General features: G+C 70.5%; 15 protein-coding genes. All 15 read right to left on the reverse strand.

Translation table 11 applies throughout. From position 1 onward, the window contains the following. Positions 1 to 16 precede the first annotated feature (16 nt). Positions 17 to 763, reverse strand: a complete 747-nt coding sequence (locus ACAM52_RS08160) for a LuxR C-terminal-related transcriptional regulator (RefSeq protein ID WP_369647709.1) — start codon at positions 761 to 763, stop codon at positions 17 to 19. A 40-nt stretch (positions 764 to 803) separates the two neighbouring features. Further along, positions 804 to 1,913 carry a UDP-glucose 4-epimerase GalE gene (gene galE, locus ACAM52_RS08165; protein WP_369646677.1) on the reverse strand — a complete coding sequence of 370 codons (1,110 nt, stop codon included), beginning with the start codon at positions 1,911 to 1,913 and terminating at the stop codon, positions 804 to 806. After that, positions 1,910 to 3,181 (reverse strand): glycosyltransferase WbuB, encoded by a 1,272-nt coding sequence (locus ACAM52_RS08170; RefSeq protein ID WP_369646678.1) that lies wholly within the window; start codon positions 3,179 to 3,181, stop codon positions 1,910 to 1,912. Before ACAM52_RS08170 ends, galE begins: the two co-directional genes overlap by 4 nt. Next, a complete protein-coding gene (locus ACAM52_RS08175; RefSeq protein ID WP_369646679.1) occupies positions 3,178 to 4,446 on the reverse strand; it encodes a polysaccharide biosynthesis protein in 1,269 nt (422 codons plus the stop codon). Before ACAM52_RS08175 ends, ACAM52_RS08170 begins: the two co-directional genes overlap by 4 nt. Further along, a complete protein-coding gene (locus ACAM52_RS08180; RefSeq protein WP_369646680.1) occupies positions 4,443 to 5,399 on the reverse strand; it encodes a hypothetical protein in 957 nt (318 codons plus the stop codon). Before ACAM52_RS08180 ends, ACAM52_RS08175 begins: the two co-directional genes overlap by 4 nt. 25 nt (positions 5,400 to 5,424) lie before the next feature. Next, on the reverse strand, positions 5,425 to 6,378 hold the full coding sequence (locus tag ACAM52_RS08185; RefSeq protein WP_369646681.1) for a hypothetical protein: 954 nt from the start codon (positions 6,376 to 6,378) through the stop codon (positions 5,425 to 5,427). Beyond that, positions 6,375 to 7,466 carry a glycosyltransferase gene (locus ACAM52_RS08190; protein WP_369646682.1) on the reverse strand — a complete coding sequence of 364 codons (1,092 nt, stop codon included), beginning with the start codon at positions 7,464 to 7,466 and terminating at the stop codon, positions 6,375 to 6,377. The genes ACAM52_RS08185 and ACAM52_RS08190 overlap by 4 nt, the downstream gene beginning before the upstream one ends. Before the next feature lie 20 nt (positions 7,467 to 7,486). Next, on the reverse strand, positions 7,487 to 8,800 hold the full coding sequence (locus ACAM52_RS08195; RefSeq protein WP_369646683.1) for a hypothetical protein: 1,314 nt from the start codon (positions 8,798 to 8,800) through the stop codon (positions 7,487 to 7,489). A 19-nt stretch (positions 8,801 to 8,819) separates the two neighbouring features. Further along, a complete protein-coding gene (locus ACAM52_RS08200; protein ID WP_369646684.1) occupies positions 8,820 to 9,797 on the reverse strand; it encodes a GDP-L-fucose synthase family protein in 978 nt (325 codons plus the stop codon). Positions 9,798 to 9,834: 37 nt separating this feature from the next. Then, positions 9,835 to 10,515 (reverse strand): sugar transferase, encoded by a 681-nt coding sequence (locus tag ACAM52_RS08205; RefSeq protein WP_062473256.1) that lies wholly within the window; start codon positions 10,513 to 10,515, stop codon positions 9,835 to 9,837. Further along, on the reverse strand, positions 10,512 to 12,791 hold the full coding sequence (locus ACAM52_RS08210) for a polysaccharide biosynthesis tyrosine autokinase (protein ID WP_369646685.1): 2,280 nt from the start codon (positions 12,789 to 12,791) through the stop codon (positions 10,512 to 10,514). Before ACAM52_RS08210 ends, ACAM52_RS08205 begins: the two co-directional genes overlap by 4 nt. Before the next feature lie 43 nt (positions 12,792 to 12,834). Next, positions 12,835 to 13,917 (reverse strand): polysaccharide biosynthesis/export family protein, encoded by a 1,083-nt coding sequence (locus tag ACAM52_RS08215; RefSeq protein ID WP_369647710.1) that lies wholly within the window; start codon positions 13,915 to 13,917, stop codon positions 12,835 to 12,837. Positions 13,918 to 14,041: 124 nt separating this feature from the next. Continuing rightward, complete coding sequence (locus tag ACAM52_RS08220) at positions 14,042 to 14,965, reverse strand: hypothetical protein (RefSeq protein WP_369646686.1); 924 nt, start codon at positions 14,963 to 14,965, stop codon at positions 14,042 to 14,044. Then, positions 14,958 to 15,779 (reverse strand): alpha/beta hydrolase, encoded by an 822-nt coding sequence (locus tag ACAM52_RS08225; protein WP_369629150.1) that lies wholly within the window; start codon positions 15,777 to 15,779, stop codon positions 14,958 to 14,960. Before ACAM52_RS08225 ends, ACAM52_RS08220 begins: the two co-directional genes overlap by 8 nt. Then, on the reverse strand, positions 15,776 to 16,549 hold the full coding sequence (locus ACAM52_RS08230; protein ID WP_369646687.1) for a 4'-phosphopantetheinyl transferase superfamily protein: 774 nt from the start codon (positions 16,547 to 16,549) through the stop codon (positions 15,776 to 15,778). The genes ACAM52_RS08225 and ACAM52_RS08230 overlap by 4 nt, the downstream gene beginning before the upstream one ends. Between the last annotated feature and the right edge of the window lie 2 nt (positions 16,550 to 16,551).

Genomic DNA, 16,551 nt, shown 5'->3' on the forward strand with positions numbered 1-16,551 from the left:
TTCGAGGGCGTGCCGCTCAGATCAGGCCGGTGTGAACAGCGAGGTTCACAGCCTGGGCGCGTGAATGCACATGCAGCTTCTTGTAGATGCTCTTGATGTGCACGTTGACCGTCTGGCCGGTGATGCCGAGCTTGGCGCCGATCTCCGCCGAGACGTAGCCCGACGCCACGTGGCGAAGGACCTGGCTCTCGCGCGGTGTCAGCGTCGTGTCGCGCGGCGGCGACGCGTCGTCGGCGGGCTGCGGCTCGCGGGGCTGGTGGTTCAGGCGGTGCAGCAGGCGCCGCGCGAGCCGCGGTGTGATGACGGCGCCGCCGTTCACCACGTGCAGCACCGCATCGGCAAAGCTCTGCAGCCAGGCGTTCTTCAGCAGGTAGCCCGTGGCGCCCAGCTCGAAGGCGCGCAGCACGTGGGCATCGTCCTCGAGCGCGGAGATCACGATGATCTCGCCGTTGCCATGGTGACGGCGCGCCTCGGCGATCAGCTCGAAGCCCATGCCGTCGCTGAGCCGCAGGTCGACCATCAGCACATCGAACGCATGCGTGGCCAAGAGCTTGCGCCCCTCGCGGATGCTGTCGGCCTGGCCTTCGAGCTGGATGCGAAGGTCCGACAGCAACTCCTGCGCGATCACCCGGCGCATGTACTCGTCGTCGTCGATGAGCAGCACGCGCACCGGCGATTTTTCCTGGCCCGTCATGAAGTCCGGCCACAGCCTCGCGGCGGGCGCGCACACGGGGGCGGGCGGGCCCGGGCGGCGCGGCGCCATCACGGCGGGGGTGGGGTCGCCAGAGGGTGTGAGCGTGTTTTCAGCCATGTTCTTGCCCCGGTTGAAGTGAGTGAGGAACGGCGGTCGGTGCGGCTCCGTCGGCGGCGCGGACCGGGAAGCCCTGCACCGGTTCGTCGAAGCCGCGCGGGTTCGCCAGCTGCCAGCGCCAGCTGTCGGCGCACATCTGGTCCAGGCTGCGCTGCGCGCGCCAGCCGAGCCGGTCCTGGGCGTGCTGTACGTCCGCCCAGTAGGCCGGGGCATCGCCGGGACGGCGCGGACCGATGTGCACTGCGATGCGGTGCCCGCACGCGCGTTCGAAGGCCGCGATCACGTCGAGCACCGATGCGCCGTGCCCCGTGCCCAGGTTCACCGTGAGCAGGCCCCGATGCAGCGTCGCGTACCGCAGGGCCGCCACATGGCCTTCGGCCACGTCCATCACGTGCACGTAGTCGCGCACGCCCGTGCCGTCGTGCGTCTCGTAGTCGTTGCCGTGCACGACGACGTGCCCGCGCTCGCCCACCGCGACCTGCGAGACATACGGCACCAGGTTGTCGGGCGGCCCCTGCGGGTGTTCGCCGAGCAGGCCGCTCTCGTGCGCGCCGATGGGGTTGAAGAAACGCAGGCATGCGATGCCCCAGCGCGGATCGGAGCGGGCGAGGTCCGCGAGCATCCGCTCCACCATCACCTTGGAGCGCCCGTAGGGGTTGACGGCCGCGTACGACGCGCTTTCCCGTATCGGCGAGCGAGGGATGTCGCCGTAGACCGTGGCCGAGGACGAGAAGATCAGCGTGCGCACGCCGGCGCGCTCCATGGCCCGCGCCAGCGCGAGGCTGCCCGCCACGTTGACGTCGTAGTAGCCGAGCGGGTCGCTCACCGAGCGGCTGACCGCCTTCAGCCCCGCCAGATGCAGCACCGCGTCGACCCCGTGCTCGGCGAACACGCGGTCGAGCACCGCCGCGTCGCGCACGTCGCCGCGCACCAGCTGCGGCTGCACGCCGCAGATGCGTGCCACGCGCTCCAGCGAACGCGGGTCGCTGTTGACCAGCGTGTCCAGCACCACCGGCAGGTAGCCGGCCGCGATCAACGCCACGCAGGCGTGGCTTCCGACGAAGCCGGCGCCACCCGTCACCAGAATCTTTGAGTGGGTCATGGTTGGGACTCGCGCAGTGGGGTTGGGGTGGCCGTGCCTTGGTCTGCCACGCAGCGAAGCAGCGCCTGCTCGAAGCGCGACAGGATGGCGTCCTGGTCGAGCTCCGTCTGCGCGAACGCGCGGCCCGCCGCACCGAGCGCCTGGCGCAGGCCCGGCGAGCACGCGAGCTGCGCGATCGCGTCGGCCAGCACGGGCGCATCGCCCGGGGGCACCACGAAGCCACGGTCTGCGACCACGCGGGCGAGTTCGGTGCCGGGGTGCGCCGTGGCGATCACGGCCTTGCCGCTCGCGAACATGCCGGCCAGCTTCGAGGGCATCACGAGGTCGGCGGCATCGGCGCGCTGCGGCAGCACGTGGATGTCGGCCGTGCCCAGCAATTCGTTGAGCCGTTCGGCGGGCTGCAGGTCGAGAAAGTGCACGCGGTCCAGGCCGGCGCAGGCCGACATCAGCGGGCCGCGGCTCGGGCCGTTGCCGCAGATGACGAAGTGAATGTTCTGCCGGTCGGCGAGCAGGCCCGCCGCCTCGGCCAGCAGCTCGATGCCCTGCTTGGCGCCCAGGCTGCCCGCATAGAGCACGACCACGGCATCGGGCGCAATGCCCAACTCGGCCCGGTAGCCATCGACTGCGCGGGGAGCGGGGCGGATCGCCGAGACGTCCACCCAGTTCGGAAAGAGAACCAGCCGGCCTTCGCCGATGCCCTTGCTCCTGGCCTTGTCGACCATGGCCGCCGAGATGGTCGAGACGCGGTCGAACCTCGACAGCAGCCATCGCTCGAGCGCCAGCGCGACGCGCCGCACGCCCGCGCCGCGCACGAGGCCCAGGCCGAACGCCGCATCGACTTCGAAGTCCTGGATGTGCAGCCACGACCTGATGCCGAGCAGCTTCGCGAAGCACAGCACCGCGGGCGCGCAGAAAAGCGGCGGCTCCACGACGAACACGAGGTCGGGCTTCCAGCGCGCCTGCGCCAGCAGCAGCGGCATGCTCGACAGCATGAACGAGCACAGGTGCGCCACGCGCGCCAGCGCACGCGGCTGCGAAGGCACCCAGGTGGGCGCGCGCCAGACCGTGAGGCCGTTGCGTTCGGTGGTCTTGCGATAGGCCCAGGCCGAATGCCCTTCGAACACCGCCCAGTGCGGAAAGAAGGGCGGCGCCGCGATCACGCGCACGTCGTGGCCCCGGGCCTGAAGCCAGTCGGCCATCTCCCCCGAGTACTTGCCGATGCCGGCCAGCTCGGGCGCGAAGTTCATCGAGTACAGCAGGATCTTCACGGCGACCTCCCCAGGGCCGGGCGCAGCAGGCGCACGATCGGAAAGAAGCCGAACAGCGCGCGCATGCGCAGCTCGTACAGCACGAAGTCGGTGACGAAGGCGATGAAGAAGACGTAGTGCGGCTTGTCGGGAAAGAGCGAGATCACGACGCCATACGAAGCCAGCCGCAGCGCGAACTCCAGCAGCGTCCACCACCCGAGCGAGCCCATCGTGGCGTTCAGCGCGAGCATCGTTTCGTGATGGACCGTGTAGGTCCTCAGCAGGAAGTACGGCGCGATGCACACGAAGATGTCGCGCGCCTCGGGGCCGAGCTTCAGCAGCGGCGCGGCCACCGCCATCAGCCCCGCCAGCCCCACGAAGAGCACGCAGCCGAGCAGGAACGAATGCCGCGCCAGCCGCAGCTTCTCGATCGTCAGGTTGGCTGCATTGGCGTCCAGCATCGCCGGCGTCTTCGTGACGAGAAAGGCCTGCACGAACTGCGAGGGCGCCTCCGCGAGAAGGAAGGCCAGCTTGAACGCGCCCACGTAGCCCAGCGGCATGAAGAGCGCCACCAGCAGCAGGTCCGACTTGCGCAGCAGGAAGGTCAGCAGCGCATACACCGTGGCGCTGGCCTGCGACGCGAGTGCCAGCACGGGCGGCCCGGCCGGCGGCGCCGCGCCGTTCGCCGGCAGGAAGATGGCCGCGCCCACGAGCACCAAGGCCAGCAGGTTGATGGCGAGCAGGTGCGCCACGCCGATCTCCAGGCCGAGCGCAGCGAGCGTCGCCACGCCCAGCACCAGCACGGTCGCGCGCACGCCCGACTCCAGGTTGAGCAGGCCCGCATGGCCCAGGCCCCGGCTGTACGACAGGCGCAGGCTGTTGAAGGCGAAGACCGCGAGCGACAGCACGATCAGCATGAAGGGCGCGCCGGCCACCGGCAGGCGCTGCGCCCCCACGACGCCGGCCGCGAGCAGCGCGGCCAGCGGCAGCCCGATCGCCAGCGTGCGCACCAGGTCGCCGCGCGTCACCCGGGGCGGCACGCTCGCGGCATTGCGCGAGAACAGCAGCGAACTGCCCAGTGTGCCCACGACCAGCGCCACTTCCAGCACCGACTGGTAGACGGAATACTCGCCGAAGCGCGCGGGCGCCACCTGCGCCGCGATCAGGAAGATCGCCAGGAAACCCGACAGGTACACATACAGCCGCGACGCGAGCGCCCCCAGCCCCAGGCGCTGCGCCAGGCGGATGCCGGGCAGGGCGAACGAGGTGCCGGCGGCGTGCTTCATGGCGTGCTCCCGTCCGCGGGGTGCTTCGGCGTTGGCGCGTCCGCAAAGCCTAGGGTGTCGGCCATGCGGCGCGCGCGCGAGGTGATCCGGTGCGCGTTGTTCTTGGCCCGGCGCGCCATCTGCAGTGCCCAGGTCAGCGCCGCGACCGTGTACACGCGGCGATGCAGCGCGGGCTGCATCGCCAGCTTGGCGGCGCCCTGGAAGTGCAGCGCGAGCACGCGCACCGTGTCGCCCGCCGGCGTCTGCAGGCAGGGCTGGCCGTCGATGAAGGCCAGGCGCTTGGCGCCGCCGCGCACGCGGAACTCGCGCACGAAGTGGTTGGTGCCGCCGTTGACGTTGTGGTCGATCACCTGGCCGTCGAACACCCGATTGATCGGCACGGTGTTGCCGCTGGCCTGCGCCCACAGGTACAGCAGCGTCATGTCGGACACCCCGCCGCGCACGCTGCGGGTCGCGAAGCGCTCGGCAATGTCGCGCAGCTGGTGCAGGCCCGCGGGCGTGCTGTACATGCGCAGGAGGCAGGCGACGAAGTCCTGCAGGCCGGCCGCCGTCCAGTAGCTCACGTGCGGCGAGATCTGGCAGGGGTTCCAGCCGTCCGTGGGCAGGATGCTGGAGCCGGAGAAGTCGGCGTGGCCTACCAGGCGCGCAATGTGGGCGCCGACGCCGTTGAACAGCAGCACGTCGCTGTCGATCAGCACGAAGGCGCGGCAATCGGGGTGCGCTGCGAGATGGTTCGCCAGGAGGAAGTAGCGCCGGAAGCAGATCTTCTCGAACGCCGGCGTGTTGCTCGACAGGTGCACATAGGCCTGGCAGAAGCGTTCGTATGCCGGTCCGGCGTCGGTGTCCGACAGGACGACCAGCTGCTCCTGCGCCATGGCCGCGGATTCGCAGCACAGGCGCAGGGCCGTGTTCTGGCGGTCTTCCACAACGATGAAGGGGAGGGCGTGGTCCATGGTCGGGCAAGCGGGTTGGTACGGGTCAGGGCCGCGCCGCGGTGGCGCTGCGTACCAGCGCGACGTGGGCGGGGAGAAAGTGGAAGTCGGCGTCCAGCGGCATGTCGAGCGTGAGCATTCCGCCCCGCGCGTTCGCGTCGCCGATCCAGCTGCGCAGCTGCGCGGCCGAGAAGCGCGGCGCACTCGGCTGGGCCCAGGAGGCGCCCAGCGGCGTCAGCACATGCAGCCGGAGTTCGGAGGGCGGTGAGGCCAGGCGTGCGGCGGGCTGCAGGTACTCGCCCGCCATGAGGTTCTGGCACGGCGCGCTCTTGAGACTGAAGCGCGCCGCCCCCTCGCCGGCATTGAAGGCCAGCCACCGGGTGGGTGCGCCGTTGCGCGCGGCCGCGCAGAACCGGTCCCAGTCGCGCGTCGTCATGCCCGTCGTGTTGTAGACACCGTCGAACCACCAGCCCGTGGCGACTGCGCCGTAGTGCTGCGACCAGCTGTCGATCACCGCCGACCAGGCGGCGATGAAGCGCTGCGGCGGCGGCAGCTGTTCGGAGACATCGCCCAGGCATTCCATCAGGTAGGCATCCCCTTGCGGCGCGCGGAAGGGCAGATAGAGGATCAGCGCGATGCCGTGGCGCCGCAGTGCGCGGCCGATCTCCATCGGCAGGTCGCGTGGCGAGCGGTGCGCGGCGCTGCGCGGGCACAGCGCTTCGAGGGCGGCGTTCGGCGCGATGAACTGGCCGTTGTTCTGCCCGAGCGTGAGGATGAGATGGCTGGCGCGCATTCCGGCGAGTTCGGCGGCGAAGGCGTCGACGTCGAAGCGCCCGATGCCGGCGATGGACTGCTTGTCGGGCAGGTAATGCACCATCACGCCGAAGCCAGGGACGCTCTGCGTTTCCGGCAGTGCAGCGACGGCGGGCCGCGCCCACGCGGCCAGCCCGAGCGCCAGCAGCGCGAGCGCGCGAAGCAGGGAGCGTGCGCGGTTCGTCATGGCGTGGCCCTCGCCAGCGACGCGTCGCCGCGCTTCAGCCTGAGGTAACTCGCGGCCACCGCGCCCGGCGTGCAGACCCGCGAGAGCGACCATGCGGGGCGCGTGCGCTGGTGCGCGGCCAGGTAGCGCTCGATGTTGCCGAGGCCGACGAATTCGTTGCCGATGAAGAACGCGTAGCCCGCGAAGAGCTCGCGGTGCACCGGAAGGTCCGAGAGCAGCAGCGGCACGCCCAGCGTGGCCGCCTCGGCGGCCGACAGGTTGAAGCCCTCGAAGGTGGACAGCGAGATGAAGGCCGTCGCGCCCCGGTACAGCCGCAGGAGTTCTTCCCGCGATACCAGCCCCCGGTGCCGCACGCAGCCGCGGAACGCGGGCGCCATGGCCGAGATCATGCGTTCGACCTCCTTGGCGCCGTTGCCGGTGATGTCGAGGTAGTCGACCAGGCCCTGGCGCTTCATGCGCACGAAGAGCTTCAGGATGCCTTCGAAGTTCTTGTGCGGGTAGTAGTGGTAGGCCGCGATCAGGTAGCGCCCGCCGGGCGCGGCCGTGCTGTCGGCGCTAGCGGTGACGGCGCCCGCATCCACGGGATTGAAGATCACCGCCGGGTGCTCGCAGCGCCTGAAGTGCCGCTCGAAATCTTCCTGGCTGCTGCGGCTGATGAAGACCACGTCGGCGGCGCTGCGCGCGACGCGGTGCAGGTTCCAGTCGAGCCAGAGGCGCTTGCGCGCGCTGAAGTACTGCGGGTACGACTTGTACTGCACGTCGTGGACCACCACGATCGAATCCCGGTGGCGGCCGAAGGGCGCCAGCAGCGAGAACGGCAGGAAGTAGTTCGGGAACAGCGAGTACACGCGCTCCCCGCGCAGCCACCCGCGCACCAGGTGGACGTTGTAGAGCAGCGTGTCGAGGATGAAGCGGCTGATCTTCAGCCGCCGTGCGGCCGCGTACAGGTGCGGGTGGCGCTCGCTGACCGGCTGCACCTCGTGGCCCGGCGCGTCGCGCATGCTCTCGAGCAGCACCTCGGACACGTTCAGCACCCCGCCCGCCGACGCGTTGAGCCGGATCGTGTCGTAGAAGAGGTAGGTGGCCATGGTCGCTCCTGCGTGCGTTCTCATGCGGTCGGCAGGCTGGCGCGCGCCGGGCGGGGGGCCGGCCTGCGGAACCATGCAGCGAGGCTGCCGGCGACGACGGCCGCGACCAGCCCCGAGACGGCGAACGGTCCCCAGCCCAGGATCGGCCCGCGCAGGAACGGCACGTAGGCCGCCAGCAGCACCAGCGCGCACAGGTAGCCGGCCGTCAGCGTGCGTTGCGGATCGACAGCCTTGTCGACGAGGCGAAAGAGCGCCGAGACCGCGAAGCCCAGCAGGGCCGGGCCCGCCAGTCCGAAGTCGAAGTAGGCGGTGGTGAAGGGCGGCAGCGACAGGTTGCTCTGGGAGAAGTTGCCCAGCACGGCCGGCCAGCCGAGCGGGTCGTAGCCCGGGAACATCTTCAGTTCGCGCGGCAGGATGAAGGAGAAGGCCGAGAGCAGGTAGCGCCCGTAGCCGAGGTCGGGCGAGGGCGCGCGCTCCAGGATGCCCGCGACGACGAACATCGCGTCGAAGTCCTGGCTGAAGGGGTACGACGCCAGCTCCGCGCCCCACATGGCGTCGCGCGAGATCAGGTTCAGCACCGGGCCCAGGCCCGCGATGGCGCCGAAGATCACGGCGGCGAGCGTCCACCGGTGGCGCCGCCCCAGGGCGTGGATGAGCAGCGGCAGCAGCCCGATCAGGATGACCTGGCGTGCCGTGTTGACCGGGTTGGCGGCGATGGCGGCCAGCGCGAAGGCGAGGCCCGCGACGCACCAGGCCCACAGCGTGCGCTGGCGCGTGGCGTGGATCGCGAGCGCCACGCAGCACAGCAGCACCATGAGCTTGGGCAGCGTGGAATAGACGATGTACTGGACCGGCGCGGCCTCCTCTTCGGAGATCACGCCGCGCGCCGTGAAGTTCATGTCGGGGCGCAGGAAGAGCATGGCGAACGCCACCTCCAGGCAGGCCAGCAGCAGGAAGGGGTGGGCGACGCCAGCGCCGAGCGCGCGCTGCGCCAACCGGGGCGCGGCGGGCGGCTCGGGCAGCCCCAGCCGTGCGGCTTCCACGCCGGCCATGTACAGCAGCACGAGCATCAGCCCCTGCGTGTGCGCAGCCTGGCCGACGATGCCGACCTCCCAGAAGTCGGTGTCGGTCGCGATCTGCATCGCCGGCGCCAGCGAGAAGTAGATGAGAACCGCCGTGTAGTGGATCAGCAGGAACACGCTGTCGCTGGCGGTGCCCAGCATCGACAGCTGCACCACTGTCAGCACGAACACCACCCCGTAGCCCCAGACAGGATCGATCTGCCCGCACAGCGCGGCGCAGACGATGCCGGACCAGAAGACGAGGGTTCTCATGGCGAGGTCCGTTTCTGCTTCAGGCGTGCTCGGCCTCGGCGGCGGTCCGGCGCGCCGCCTGGTAGTCCGCATAGGTGCGGCGCAGCCCTTCGGCCAGCGGCACGGTGGCGCGCCACCCGAAGCTGGCCGCGCGCGACACGTCCAGCAGCTTTCGCGGTGCGCCGTCGGGCTGGGCCAGGTCGTAGTGGATGCTGCCCTCGTAGCCCACGACCTCGCGGATGTGCTCCACCAGCTCGGCGATCGAGACGTCCTCGCCCGTGCCGAGGTTGATGTGGCCGCGCATCGGATCGGTGTGCTGGTCGTAGGCGGCGCGCGACAGGTTCATCACGTCCAGGCAGCCTTCGACCATGTCGTCCACGTACAGGAACTCGCGCCGCGCCCGGCCGCTGCCCCAGATCAGCACGCTCGGCGTGCGGCTGATCTTGGCCAGGTGAAAGCGCTGGATCAGCGCGGGCACCACGTGGCTGTTCTCCAGGTGGTAGTTGTCGCCGGGCCCGTAGAGGTTGCTCGGCATCACGCTGCGGAAGTCGACGCCGTGCGTGGCACCGTACTGCCGGTTGTAGCTCTCGCAGAGCTTGATGCCCGCGATCTTGGCGATCGCGTAGGGCTCGTTGGTGGGCTCGAGCTTGCCGGTGAGCAGGGCCTCTTCGCGGATCGGCTGTTCGGCCAGCCGCGGGTAGATGCAGCTCGAGCCGAGGAACAGCAGCCGCTTGACGCCGGCGAGAAAGGCCTGGTGCGTGAGGTTCGCCGCGATCAGCAGGTTCTCGTAGATGAACTGCGCGGGGTAGGTCATGTTGGCGTGGATGCCGCCGACCTTGGCCGCCGCCACATAGACCTGGTCGATGCGCTCGGTCGCGAAGAAGCGCGCGACGGCGGCCTGGTCGAGCAGGTCGAGCTCGGCGTGGCTGCGCGTCACGACCTCGTGGCCGAGTTCGCCCAGGCGCCTCGTGAGCGTCTGGCCGACCATTCCGCGATGACCTGCAACATAGATTCGCATGGCGTTCTTTCAGTGAAGGAAGAGGGGACTGCGGGTCTCAGCGCGAACCGCGCGCCCCGAGCACGACGCGGAAGGTCTTCAGCAGGATCACGACGTCGCGCAGCAGCGAGAGCGTGGCGACGTACTCGGCGTCCATGGCCGCGCGGCGGCGGTAGCTCACCTCGTTGCGTCCGCTGATCTGCCACAGGCCCGTGATGCCCGGGCGCACGGCGCAGTAGTACGCCCAGTACGGGCCGTACAGCTCCTTCTGCGCAAACATGCAGGGGCGCGGGCCGACCATGCTCATGTCGCCCTTGAGCACGTTCCAGAACTGCGGAAACTCGTCGATGCTGTAGCGGCGCAGGAAGGCGCCGAAGCGGGTGATCCGCGGGTCGTGCTCGAGCTTCTGGAACTTCTCCCATTCGCGCCGCGCCGCGTCGTTCTCGCGCAGGTGCCGGGCCAGCAGGGCATCGGCGTCGGGCGCCATGGTGCGGAACTTGTAGAAGCGGAAGATCCGGCCGTCCCTGCCGTAGCGCGGCTGCACGTAGATGGCCGGGCCGCCCGAGGTCAGCAGCACGCCGAGGGCGATCAGCGCGTAGGCCCAGCCCAGGAACAGGAAGAAGGCGCCCGCCAGGAGGATGTCCATGGTGCGCTTGGCGGCCTGCAGGAGCCGCGAGCCGCCCACCGGCACGGGGCGTGCGGCGCTGCGGTGCGGCGTGCGTGAAAGGTGCGTGCTCATGATGTCGCGCGCTCCGGTTCGGCGCGGGGGGTGTGCCCCAGCGCGGGCGGATAGATGTTCGGCGGCAGGCCGTAGGGCCCGTAGTCGTAGCCGTAGGCGTTGTGGCGTTGCCGCGCGTCCTGCGCGTTGAGCACCACGCCGTGGAACGCCGCGCCCACGTGCGCCAGCCGCTTCGCACTCTCCACCAGGTCGCCCAGCTCGCTGTCGCCGGCGCGGGCCACGAGCATCAGGGTGCCCACGTCCGGTGACATCGCCACGGTCTCGGTCGCCAGCAGGATCGGCGGGGCATCGATGACCACCGCGTCGTACAGCGCCGAGAGGGTCTCCAGCAACCGCGTGAACGCAGTGGAACCCATCATCGTGGCCGGATCGAGCGGCAGCTTGCCGGTGGTGATCACGTCCAGGTGCGGCAGCACCTGCGCATGCACCGCCTGCGCGAGCGTGGCGGTGCCGGCGATCAGCTCCGACAGGCCGGTGGTCGCCTTGAGCCCGAACTGGCTCGCCAGCTTGCCGCGGCGCATGTCGGCGTCGATCAGCAGCACGCGCCTGCCGGAGGCCGCCAGCACGGCCGAGAAGTTCGCCGACAGGAAGGTCTTGCCCGCGCCCGGTGTGGCGCTGGTCAGCAGGATGCGGTTGTTCTGCGCGCCCGCCATCAGGAAGCCCAGCGCGGTGCGCAGCCTGCGCACGCCTTCGAGCGCCGGGTCGTCCGGGTGCGAGGCCGCCAGCAGCTTCACGCCGGGCTTGCCCTGGCGGATGGCGCGGTCGAGCGTGCCCTGCCGCGTGCTGAGTGCGATCGTGCTGTAGACGTTCAGGCCGGTGCGCATCTCGATCTCGTCGGGGGTGGCGACCGTGTTCTTGAGCACCTTGCGAAGCACCGACGTGACCGCGCCCAGGAACAGCCCCACGACCAGCGCCAGCGCCATCACGATCACCGCCTTGGGCCGCACCGGCTTCTCGGGCGACAGCGCCTGGTCGAGCACGCGCACGTTGCCGATGCGGCCTTCGCGGGCCAGGCGCATCTGCAGCGAGCTGTTCAAGAGCGACGAATAGAGCTCGGTGTTGACCTTGATGTCGCGCTGCATGCGCAGCGAGTTCTGCTGCAGCATCGGCATGCGGCGGATGCGGTTGTCCACGCCGCCCAGCTCCTTGCGCAACGAGGCGATCTGCGCGTCGAGCGTGATCAGCATCGGGTGCTGGCTGGTGAAGCGGCTTGCCAGGTCCAGGCGCTTCTGGCGCGCGTCGAGCAGCTTGGCCTGCAGGTCGACGTTCTGCGACAGCGCGTTGCGCGCCTCGTCGTCCAGGCTGATGGTTCCGTTCTGGTTGCGGTACTGGTTGTAGGCCTCTTCCGACTGTTCCAGCTGCTGCTTGAACTTGGGCAGCTCGGTGCCCAGGAAGTTCAGCGTGCGCTCGGCTTGCGCGGTCTTCTGGTCGATGTTCTGGCGCATGTACAGGCGCGCCACTTCGTTGAGCAGGTTCGCCAGGTGCTCGCGATCGTCGGTCTGCCAGCTCACGTCGATCACGCTGGACTGCTTGCCTTTCTCGATCACGCGCAGCTCGCGCTGCAGCTCGAGCATGGTGAGCTGCGTGGAATGCCGCGTCAGCTCGAAGGCGCCGCCGGGCCGGGCGTCGATCGAGGCCACGAGCAGATGGACCGTTCCGCCCGGCACCGAGCTGTCCTGCGGCTCGCCGACCCGGCCGTGCAGCGGGGTGTCGAGGTCGGGGTGCGTCAGGGTGTAGGTGCCGTCCTTGCCAGTGGTCAGCAGGAACTTCTTGCCCTCGAGGGCCGGCGGCACGTCCATCTGCGCGACCGCGATCCGCTCGGTGCCCGACACGTAGCCGCGCATGCCGAGGAAGCCCGGCCTGGACAGCGTCTTCGAATGCCGTGCGATGAAGGCGCCCACGACCGGGATGTAGTGCGGCCGTGCCTTGATGAACAGCTTGGTGTTCTCGATCGCCTGGCCGAGCACCATGCGCGACTTCAGGATCTCGGCCTCGCCCGAGGTCGGCGTCTTCACGCCCACGCCGTTGACCGCGGCATCGCCCGCGCCGCCGGGCGAGCGCTCGGCGTCCTCGAGCTGGATCAGCACGTTCGCTTCGTACACGCGCGGCCCGAAGAGTGCGTAGCCCGCGCCCAGCACCAACACCGCGGCGGTGACCGAGGCGATCAGCCATCGGTTGTCCAGCATCAGGTCGACGTATTCCTTGAACCGCGAGTGCGGGCGCTCGGGTTCCGGGCTGTACGGTGCGGGAAGCGGGGGGTACCAACGCGCATTCATGGGCTTCACCTTCTTTGTCGTGTTCGGGCCGGGGCTGCGCGGCCTACCTGCTGCGGGCGGTGTCGCGCGCGAGGTTGATCACCTGGGCGGCGGGAAGGATCAGGTTGGCGACCCGGTTCCACGAGACCAGCGGCACGCGGTCGACATAGACGACGTCGCGCGGCCGCAGCTCGAAGCGGTCGGCCAGCGCGAGCGCGGCCGGGTTCTTCGCGTTCAGGCTGAAGATCTGCGGCGTGTCGGGCGTCTGCGGCGAGTTGCGGATCACGTAGATCTGCCCGGGGTCGGCCGTGAGCAGGTCGGGCCCGCCCGCATCGCCCAGGGCCTCGTTCAGGCTCATGCGGCCGTTGCGCATCAGCAGCGCCGAGGGCCGCAGGATCTCGCCCATCACGTAGATGCGGCTGTCGTCCCGGCTGCCGACGTACACGATGTCGCCGTTGCGCAGCGGGATGTTGTTGGCGTCGGCGCCGAAGCGCTTGAGCTGCATCAGGTCGATGACCACCGTGCGGTCGCCGCGCGTGAGCGTCACATGCGAACGGTCGCCCCCGGCAGTGATGCTGCCCGCGCGGTTGAGCGCCTCGGACAGCGTCATCGGGATGTCCGTGAAGATCTGCAGCCCGGGCGTGCGGACCTCGCCCTCGACATAGGCGCGCTGGCTGCGGAACGACTGGATGCGCACGCTCACCAGCGGTGCCTTGATGATGCTGCCGATGCGCTTGGCGATCAGCTCGGACGCACCGCTTTCCGTGAGGCCCTGCAGCCGGGTGCGGCCGATGTAGGGGAAGCTGATCTCGCCCGCGGCATCGACGATGAAGCCCGGCGCCACGGTGACGCCGGTCGGGTCGCTCTGCTGCGCGATCACCGCGCCCAGGTTGGGCTGCAGCTCGGGGTTGTTGTAGACGGTGATGCCCACCACGTCCCCCGGCCCGATGGTGTAGGGCGCGGGCCGGCCGAACAACGCCTTCACGTCGGGCGGGATGCCCGTGTTCCCGGCGAGCTGCGCGCGGACCAGCTCCGGCGTGATGGCCGCGATCCTGCCGCCGGCCGTGCCGTCGGCCAACTGCAGCGGGCCCGGCGTGCCGAAGCCGGGTGCGCAGCCGCACAAGCCGAGCGACAGCAGCAGTGCCATGGCACGCGACCGGAAGCGGCCACCGGGAAGGGCGCGGGCGCCCTCGGTGGCGAGGAGGCGCTCGCCGCGCGGGTTCGCTGGGGTTGCGGATGTCATGGCAATCTCCTTGGCTTCGGTTGTTGTTTCAGGGCGCGGCGAGCGTGGTCGGGATCGCGCGCGGGGTGCCTGTCGCCGGACGGTCCTGCCGCTGCGGGCTGCCGGTGGCCAGACAGTGCTCGACGACCCAGTCGCCGACGGACTGCAGGAAGAGCTGCTGGCCCTTCACCGTGCAGACGGTGTGGTCCACGTCCCGCATGAACTCGTACTGCAGGCCCTGCATGAACGGTTCGCGGCGCAGGGCGCCGAGCTGGTCGCGGTCGCGGTCGCAGACATGCAGCGATCCCGAATACAGCAGCTGCACCGCCACCTCGCGTTCGACCAGCCGCTTCATCGTGGCTTCGAACCAGATCGCATTGACGTTGGGCGGCCGCCGGTCCACGAAGTAGCCCGGCAGCGGCTTGCCCACCGTGCTGCCCGGCAGATGGCGCAGCACCCAGCGCCGCGCCTTGCCGGGGAACGACGGGTGCAACGGCGCCGCGAGCGCGCGGCGCACCGTGAGCTCCCAGCGCGTGCGCCGCTGGGGGAAGGCAAAGCCGTCGAACAGCGAGAGCGCCACCATGCGCGCGTCCACCGCGGCGGCCGACATGGCGTGCTCCACGCCCGAGCACATGGCCACGGTCGCGAACTGGCCGATGCCCTGCATGCGTTGCACGAGGTCCATGGCGGCCTGCAGGCTGTGCACCGCGCGCGTCTGCAGGTCGGGCCCGGTGTCCAGCGCCTCGCTGTCGCCGATGCCGCCCAGGTCGAAGCGCAGGCTGCCCACGCCGCGCGCGGCCAGGAGGTGCGCCAGCTTCACGTTGATGCGGCGCGGCCCGACGCGGTGGTTCGCGCCCATGTTGAACATCAGGCAGGCGACAGGGGCCGCCGCGCGCTGCGCGGGGAGGGTGAGCATGCCCATCAGTGCGTTGCCGGGGCCGAAGCACACCGGGGTCTGCGTCATGTCATTCATGGATCGCTCCCTGCAGGCGGTTGAGCGCATCGGCCGGCACCATCGCGCTGTGGGGAAAGGGGTCGGACGTCCAGTCCAGCGGGTGGCTCAGGTAGGCCAGGCGCACCGGCATGTGGCGCGACTGCTGCTCGGCCGCCCATTGCGCGGTGGACGTGTCGTCGGGCGGGGCCAGCACCAGGGTGTCGTGCAGGGCCGTGAGCGGCAGCGACTGCGGCGTGAGGGCGCGCAGCTGCGCCTGCAGCGCCGGCGAGAGACGCACGCCCAGCGCCTCCTCGGGCAGTGCGTCCGGTTCCCGCGCGAGGCTGCGGCGCCAGGACAGGTCGGGAATGCAGAAGGTCGTGTCGATCGCCTCGACGTGGCGCTCGCGCAGCAGGCGCGCGTAGCCCGGCCCGTCGATCACCGGCTCCCAGAGCACCAGCCGCGCCGGGTCGCAGCGCCCGTTGCGCGCGGCCAGCACGGCCAGGGTGGCGCCCAGCCGCGCGCCGATCCACACGATGGCGGCATGCGGTGCGTGCCGCCGCAGCTCCTCGTGCGCCGCGCACAGGTCGCGGCGCCAGCCGTCGAGTTCGCCCTCGCTCTCGTCGCCCGGCGAGTCGCCGGAGCCGTAGAAGTCGAAGCGCAGCGTGGCGATGCCGGCGCGCGCGAGGCGTTCGGCCAGCACCTTGAAGAAGCGGTGGGTGCGCAGGCCCTCCTGGCCGAAGGGCGGGCACAGGAGCACCGCGGTGGGCTCGCCCCGGTGGTCGTCGGCGGCGTGGAACGCGCCGAAGACCTGGCGCGAGGCCGGTCCGAACATGAGGGGCGTGAAGAGGGTCATGCGACACCCCCTGCGCATCGCGCCTCGCTCATGCCCTTGCGCGGATTCAGGGGGCGCATGCGGCGGCCTTCGGGGTCGGACTGCGAGGGCCGGGCGCGGGCTTCGGTATGGCGCCATTCGGCGAGCGAGCCCACGCTGTCCGCCCGCGCGGGCGCGGGCCCCAGCGCCAGCACCAGGATGCGTCCGGCCACCGGCAGCTCGACGCTGCGGCTGTCCGGTGCCAGGCCCACGTCGAAACTCTGCGGCGACACCAGCAGGCCCACGCCGATGGCCTTCAGGCAGGCTTCCTTGCGGGTCCAGCAGGTCAGGAAGGCGCGGTCGCGTTCGTCGGCGGGCAGGGCGGCCAGCGCCTCCTGTTCGCGCCGCGTGAAATGCGCCGCCGCCAGGTCGGCCGCGTCCGGCATCGGGCGCAGCAGCTCGACGTCGGCGCCCAGCGGGCCGCGACCGCCGATGGCGATCAATGCCAGGCCCTGGCTGTGGCTCAGCGAGAACTGGGTGCGCGGGTGGCCCGCCAGCGACGGCTTGCCGAAGGCACCGGTGGCCAGCGTCAGTGCATCGGGGGCCAGGCCCGTGTACGCGCACAGCGCCTGGCGCAGCGCGACATGGGCCGCCAGGAAGCGCTGCCGGTCGACGGGAAAGCGCAGATTCTCGGCACGCGCGCGCTCTTCCTCCGACAGGACCTGGGCGGGCAGGGTGTCGGTGAAGCTGTCCAGCTCGACGTACCGGCAGACCGGTGCGTCGATGGACAGTGCGTTGGCGGCGCCGGTCATGG

The sequence above is a fragment of the Variovorax sp. V118 genome (genome assembly GCF_041154445.1).
Classification (GTDB): domain Bacteria; phylum Pseudomonadota; class Gammaproteobacteria; order Burkholderiales; family Burkholderiaceae_C; genus Variovorax; species Variovorax boronicumulans.

Bases quoted from the DNA above. Each gene is read 5' to 3' on its own strand.
- ACAM52_RS08215 (WP_369647710.1), bottom strand. From the start codon at position 13,917: ATGGCACTGCTGCTGTCGCTCGGCTTGTGCGGCTGCGCACCCGGCTTC.
- ACAM52_RS08200 (WP_369646684.1), bottom strand. From the start codon at position 9,797: ATGCGAATCTATGTTGCAGGTCATCGCGGAATGGTCGGCCAGACGCTC.
- ACAM52_RS08175 (WP_369646679.1), bottom strand. From the start codon at position 4,446: ATGAAGCACGCCGCCGGCACCTCGTTCGCCCTGCCCGGCATCCGCCTG.
- ACAM52_RS08225 (WP_369629150.1), bottom strand. From the start codon at position 15,779: ATGACCCTCTTCACGCCCCTCATGTTCGGACCGGCCTCGCGCCAGGTC.
- ACAM52_RS08220 (WP_369646686.1), bottom strand. From the start codon at position 14,965: ATGAATGACATGACGCAGACCCCGGTGTGCTTCGGCCCCGGCAACGCA.
- ACAM52_RS08195 (WP_369646683.1), bottom strand. From the start codon at position 8,800: ATGAGAACCCTCGTCTTCTGGTCCGGCATCGTCTGCGCCGCGCTGTGC.
- ACAM52_RS08230 (WP_369646687.1), bottom strand. From the start codon at position 16,549: ATGACCGGCGCCGCCAACGCACTGTCCATCGACGCACCGGTCTGCCGG.
- ACAM52_RS08210 (WP_369646685.1), bottom strand. From the start codon at position 12,791: ATGAATGCGCGTTGGTACCCCCCGCTTCCCGCACCGTACAGCCCGGAA.
- ACAM52_RS08205 (WP_062473256.1), bottom strand. From the start codon at position 10,515: ATGAGCACGCACCTTTCACGCACGCCGCACCGCAGCGCCGCACGCCCC.
- ACAM52_RS08160 (WP_369647709.1), bottom strand. From the start codon at position 763: ATGGCGCCGCGCCGCCCGGGCCCGCCCGCCCCCGTGTGCGCGCCCGCC.
- ACAM52_RS08185 (WP_369646681.1), bottom strand. From the start codon at position 6,378: ATGACGAACCGCGCACGCTCCCTGCTTCGCGCGCTCGCGCTGCTGGCG.
- ACAM52_RS08190 (WP_369646682.1), bottom strand. From the start codon at position 7,466: ATGGCCACCTACCTCTTCTACGACACGATCCGGCTCAACGCGTCGGCG.
- ACAM52_RS08180 (WP_369646680.1), bottom strand. From the start codon at position 5,399: ATGGACCACGCCCTCCCCTTCATCGTTGTGGAAGACCGCCAGAACACG.
- galE (WP_369646677.1), bottom strand. From the start codon at position 1,913: ATGACCCACTCAAAGATTCTGGTGACGGGTGGCGCCGGCTTCGTCGGA.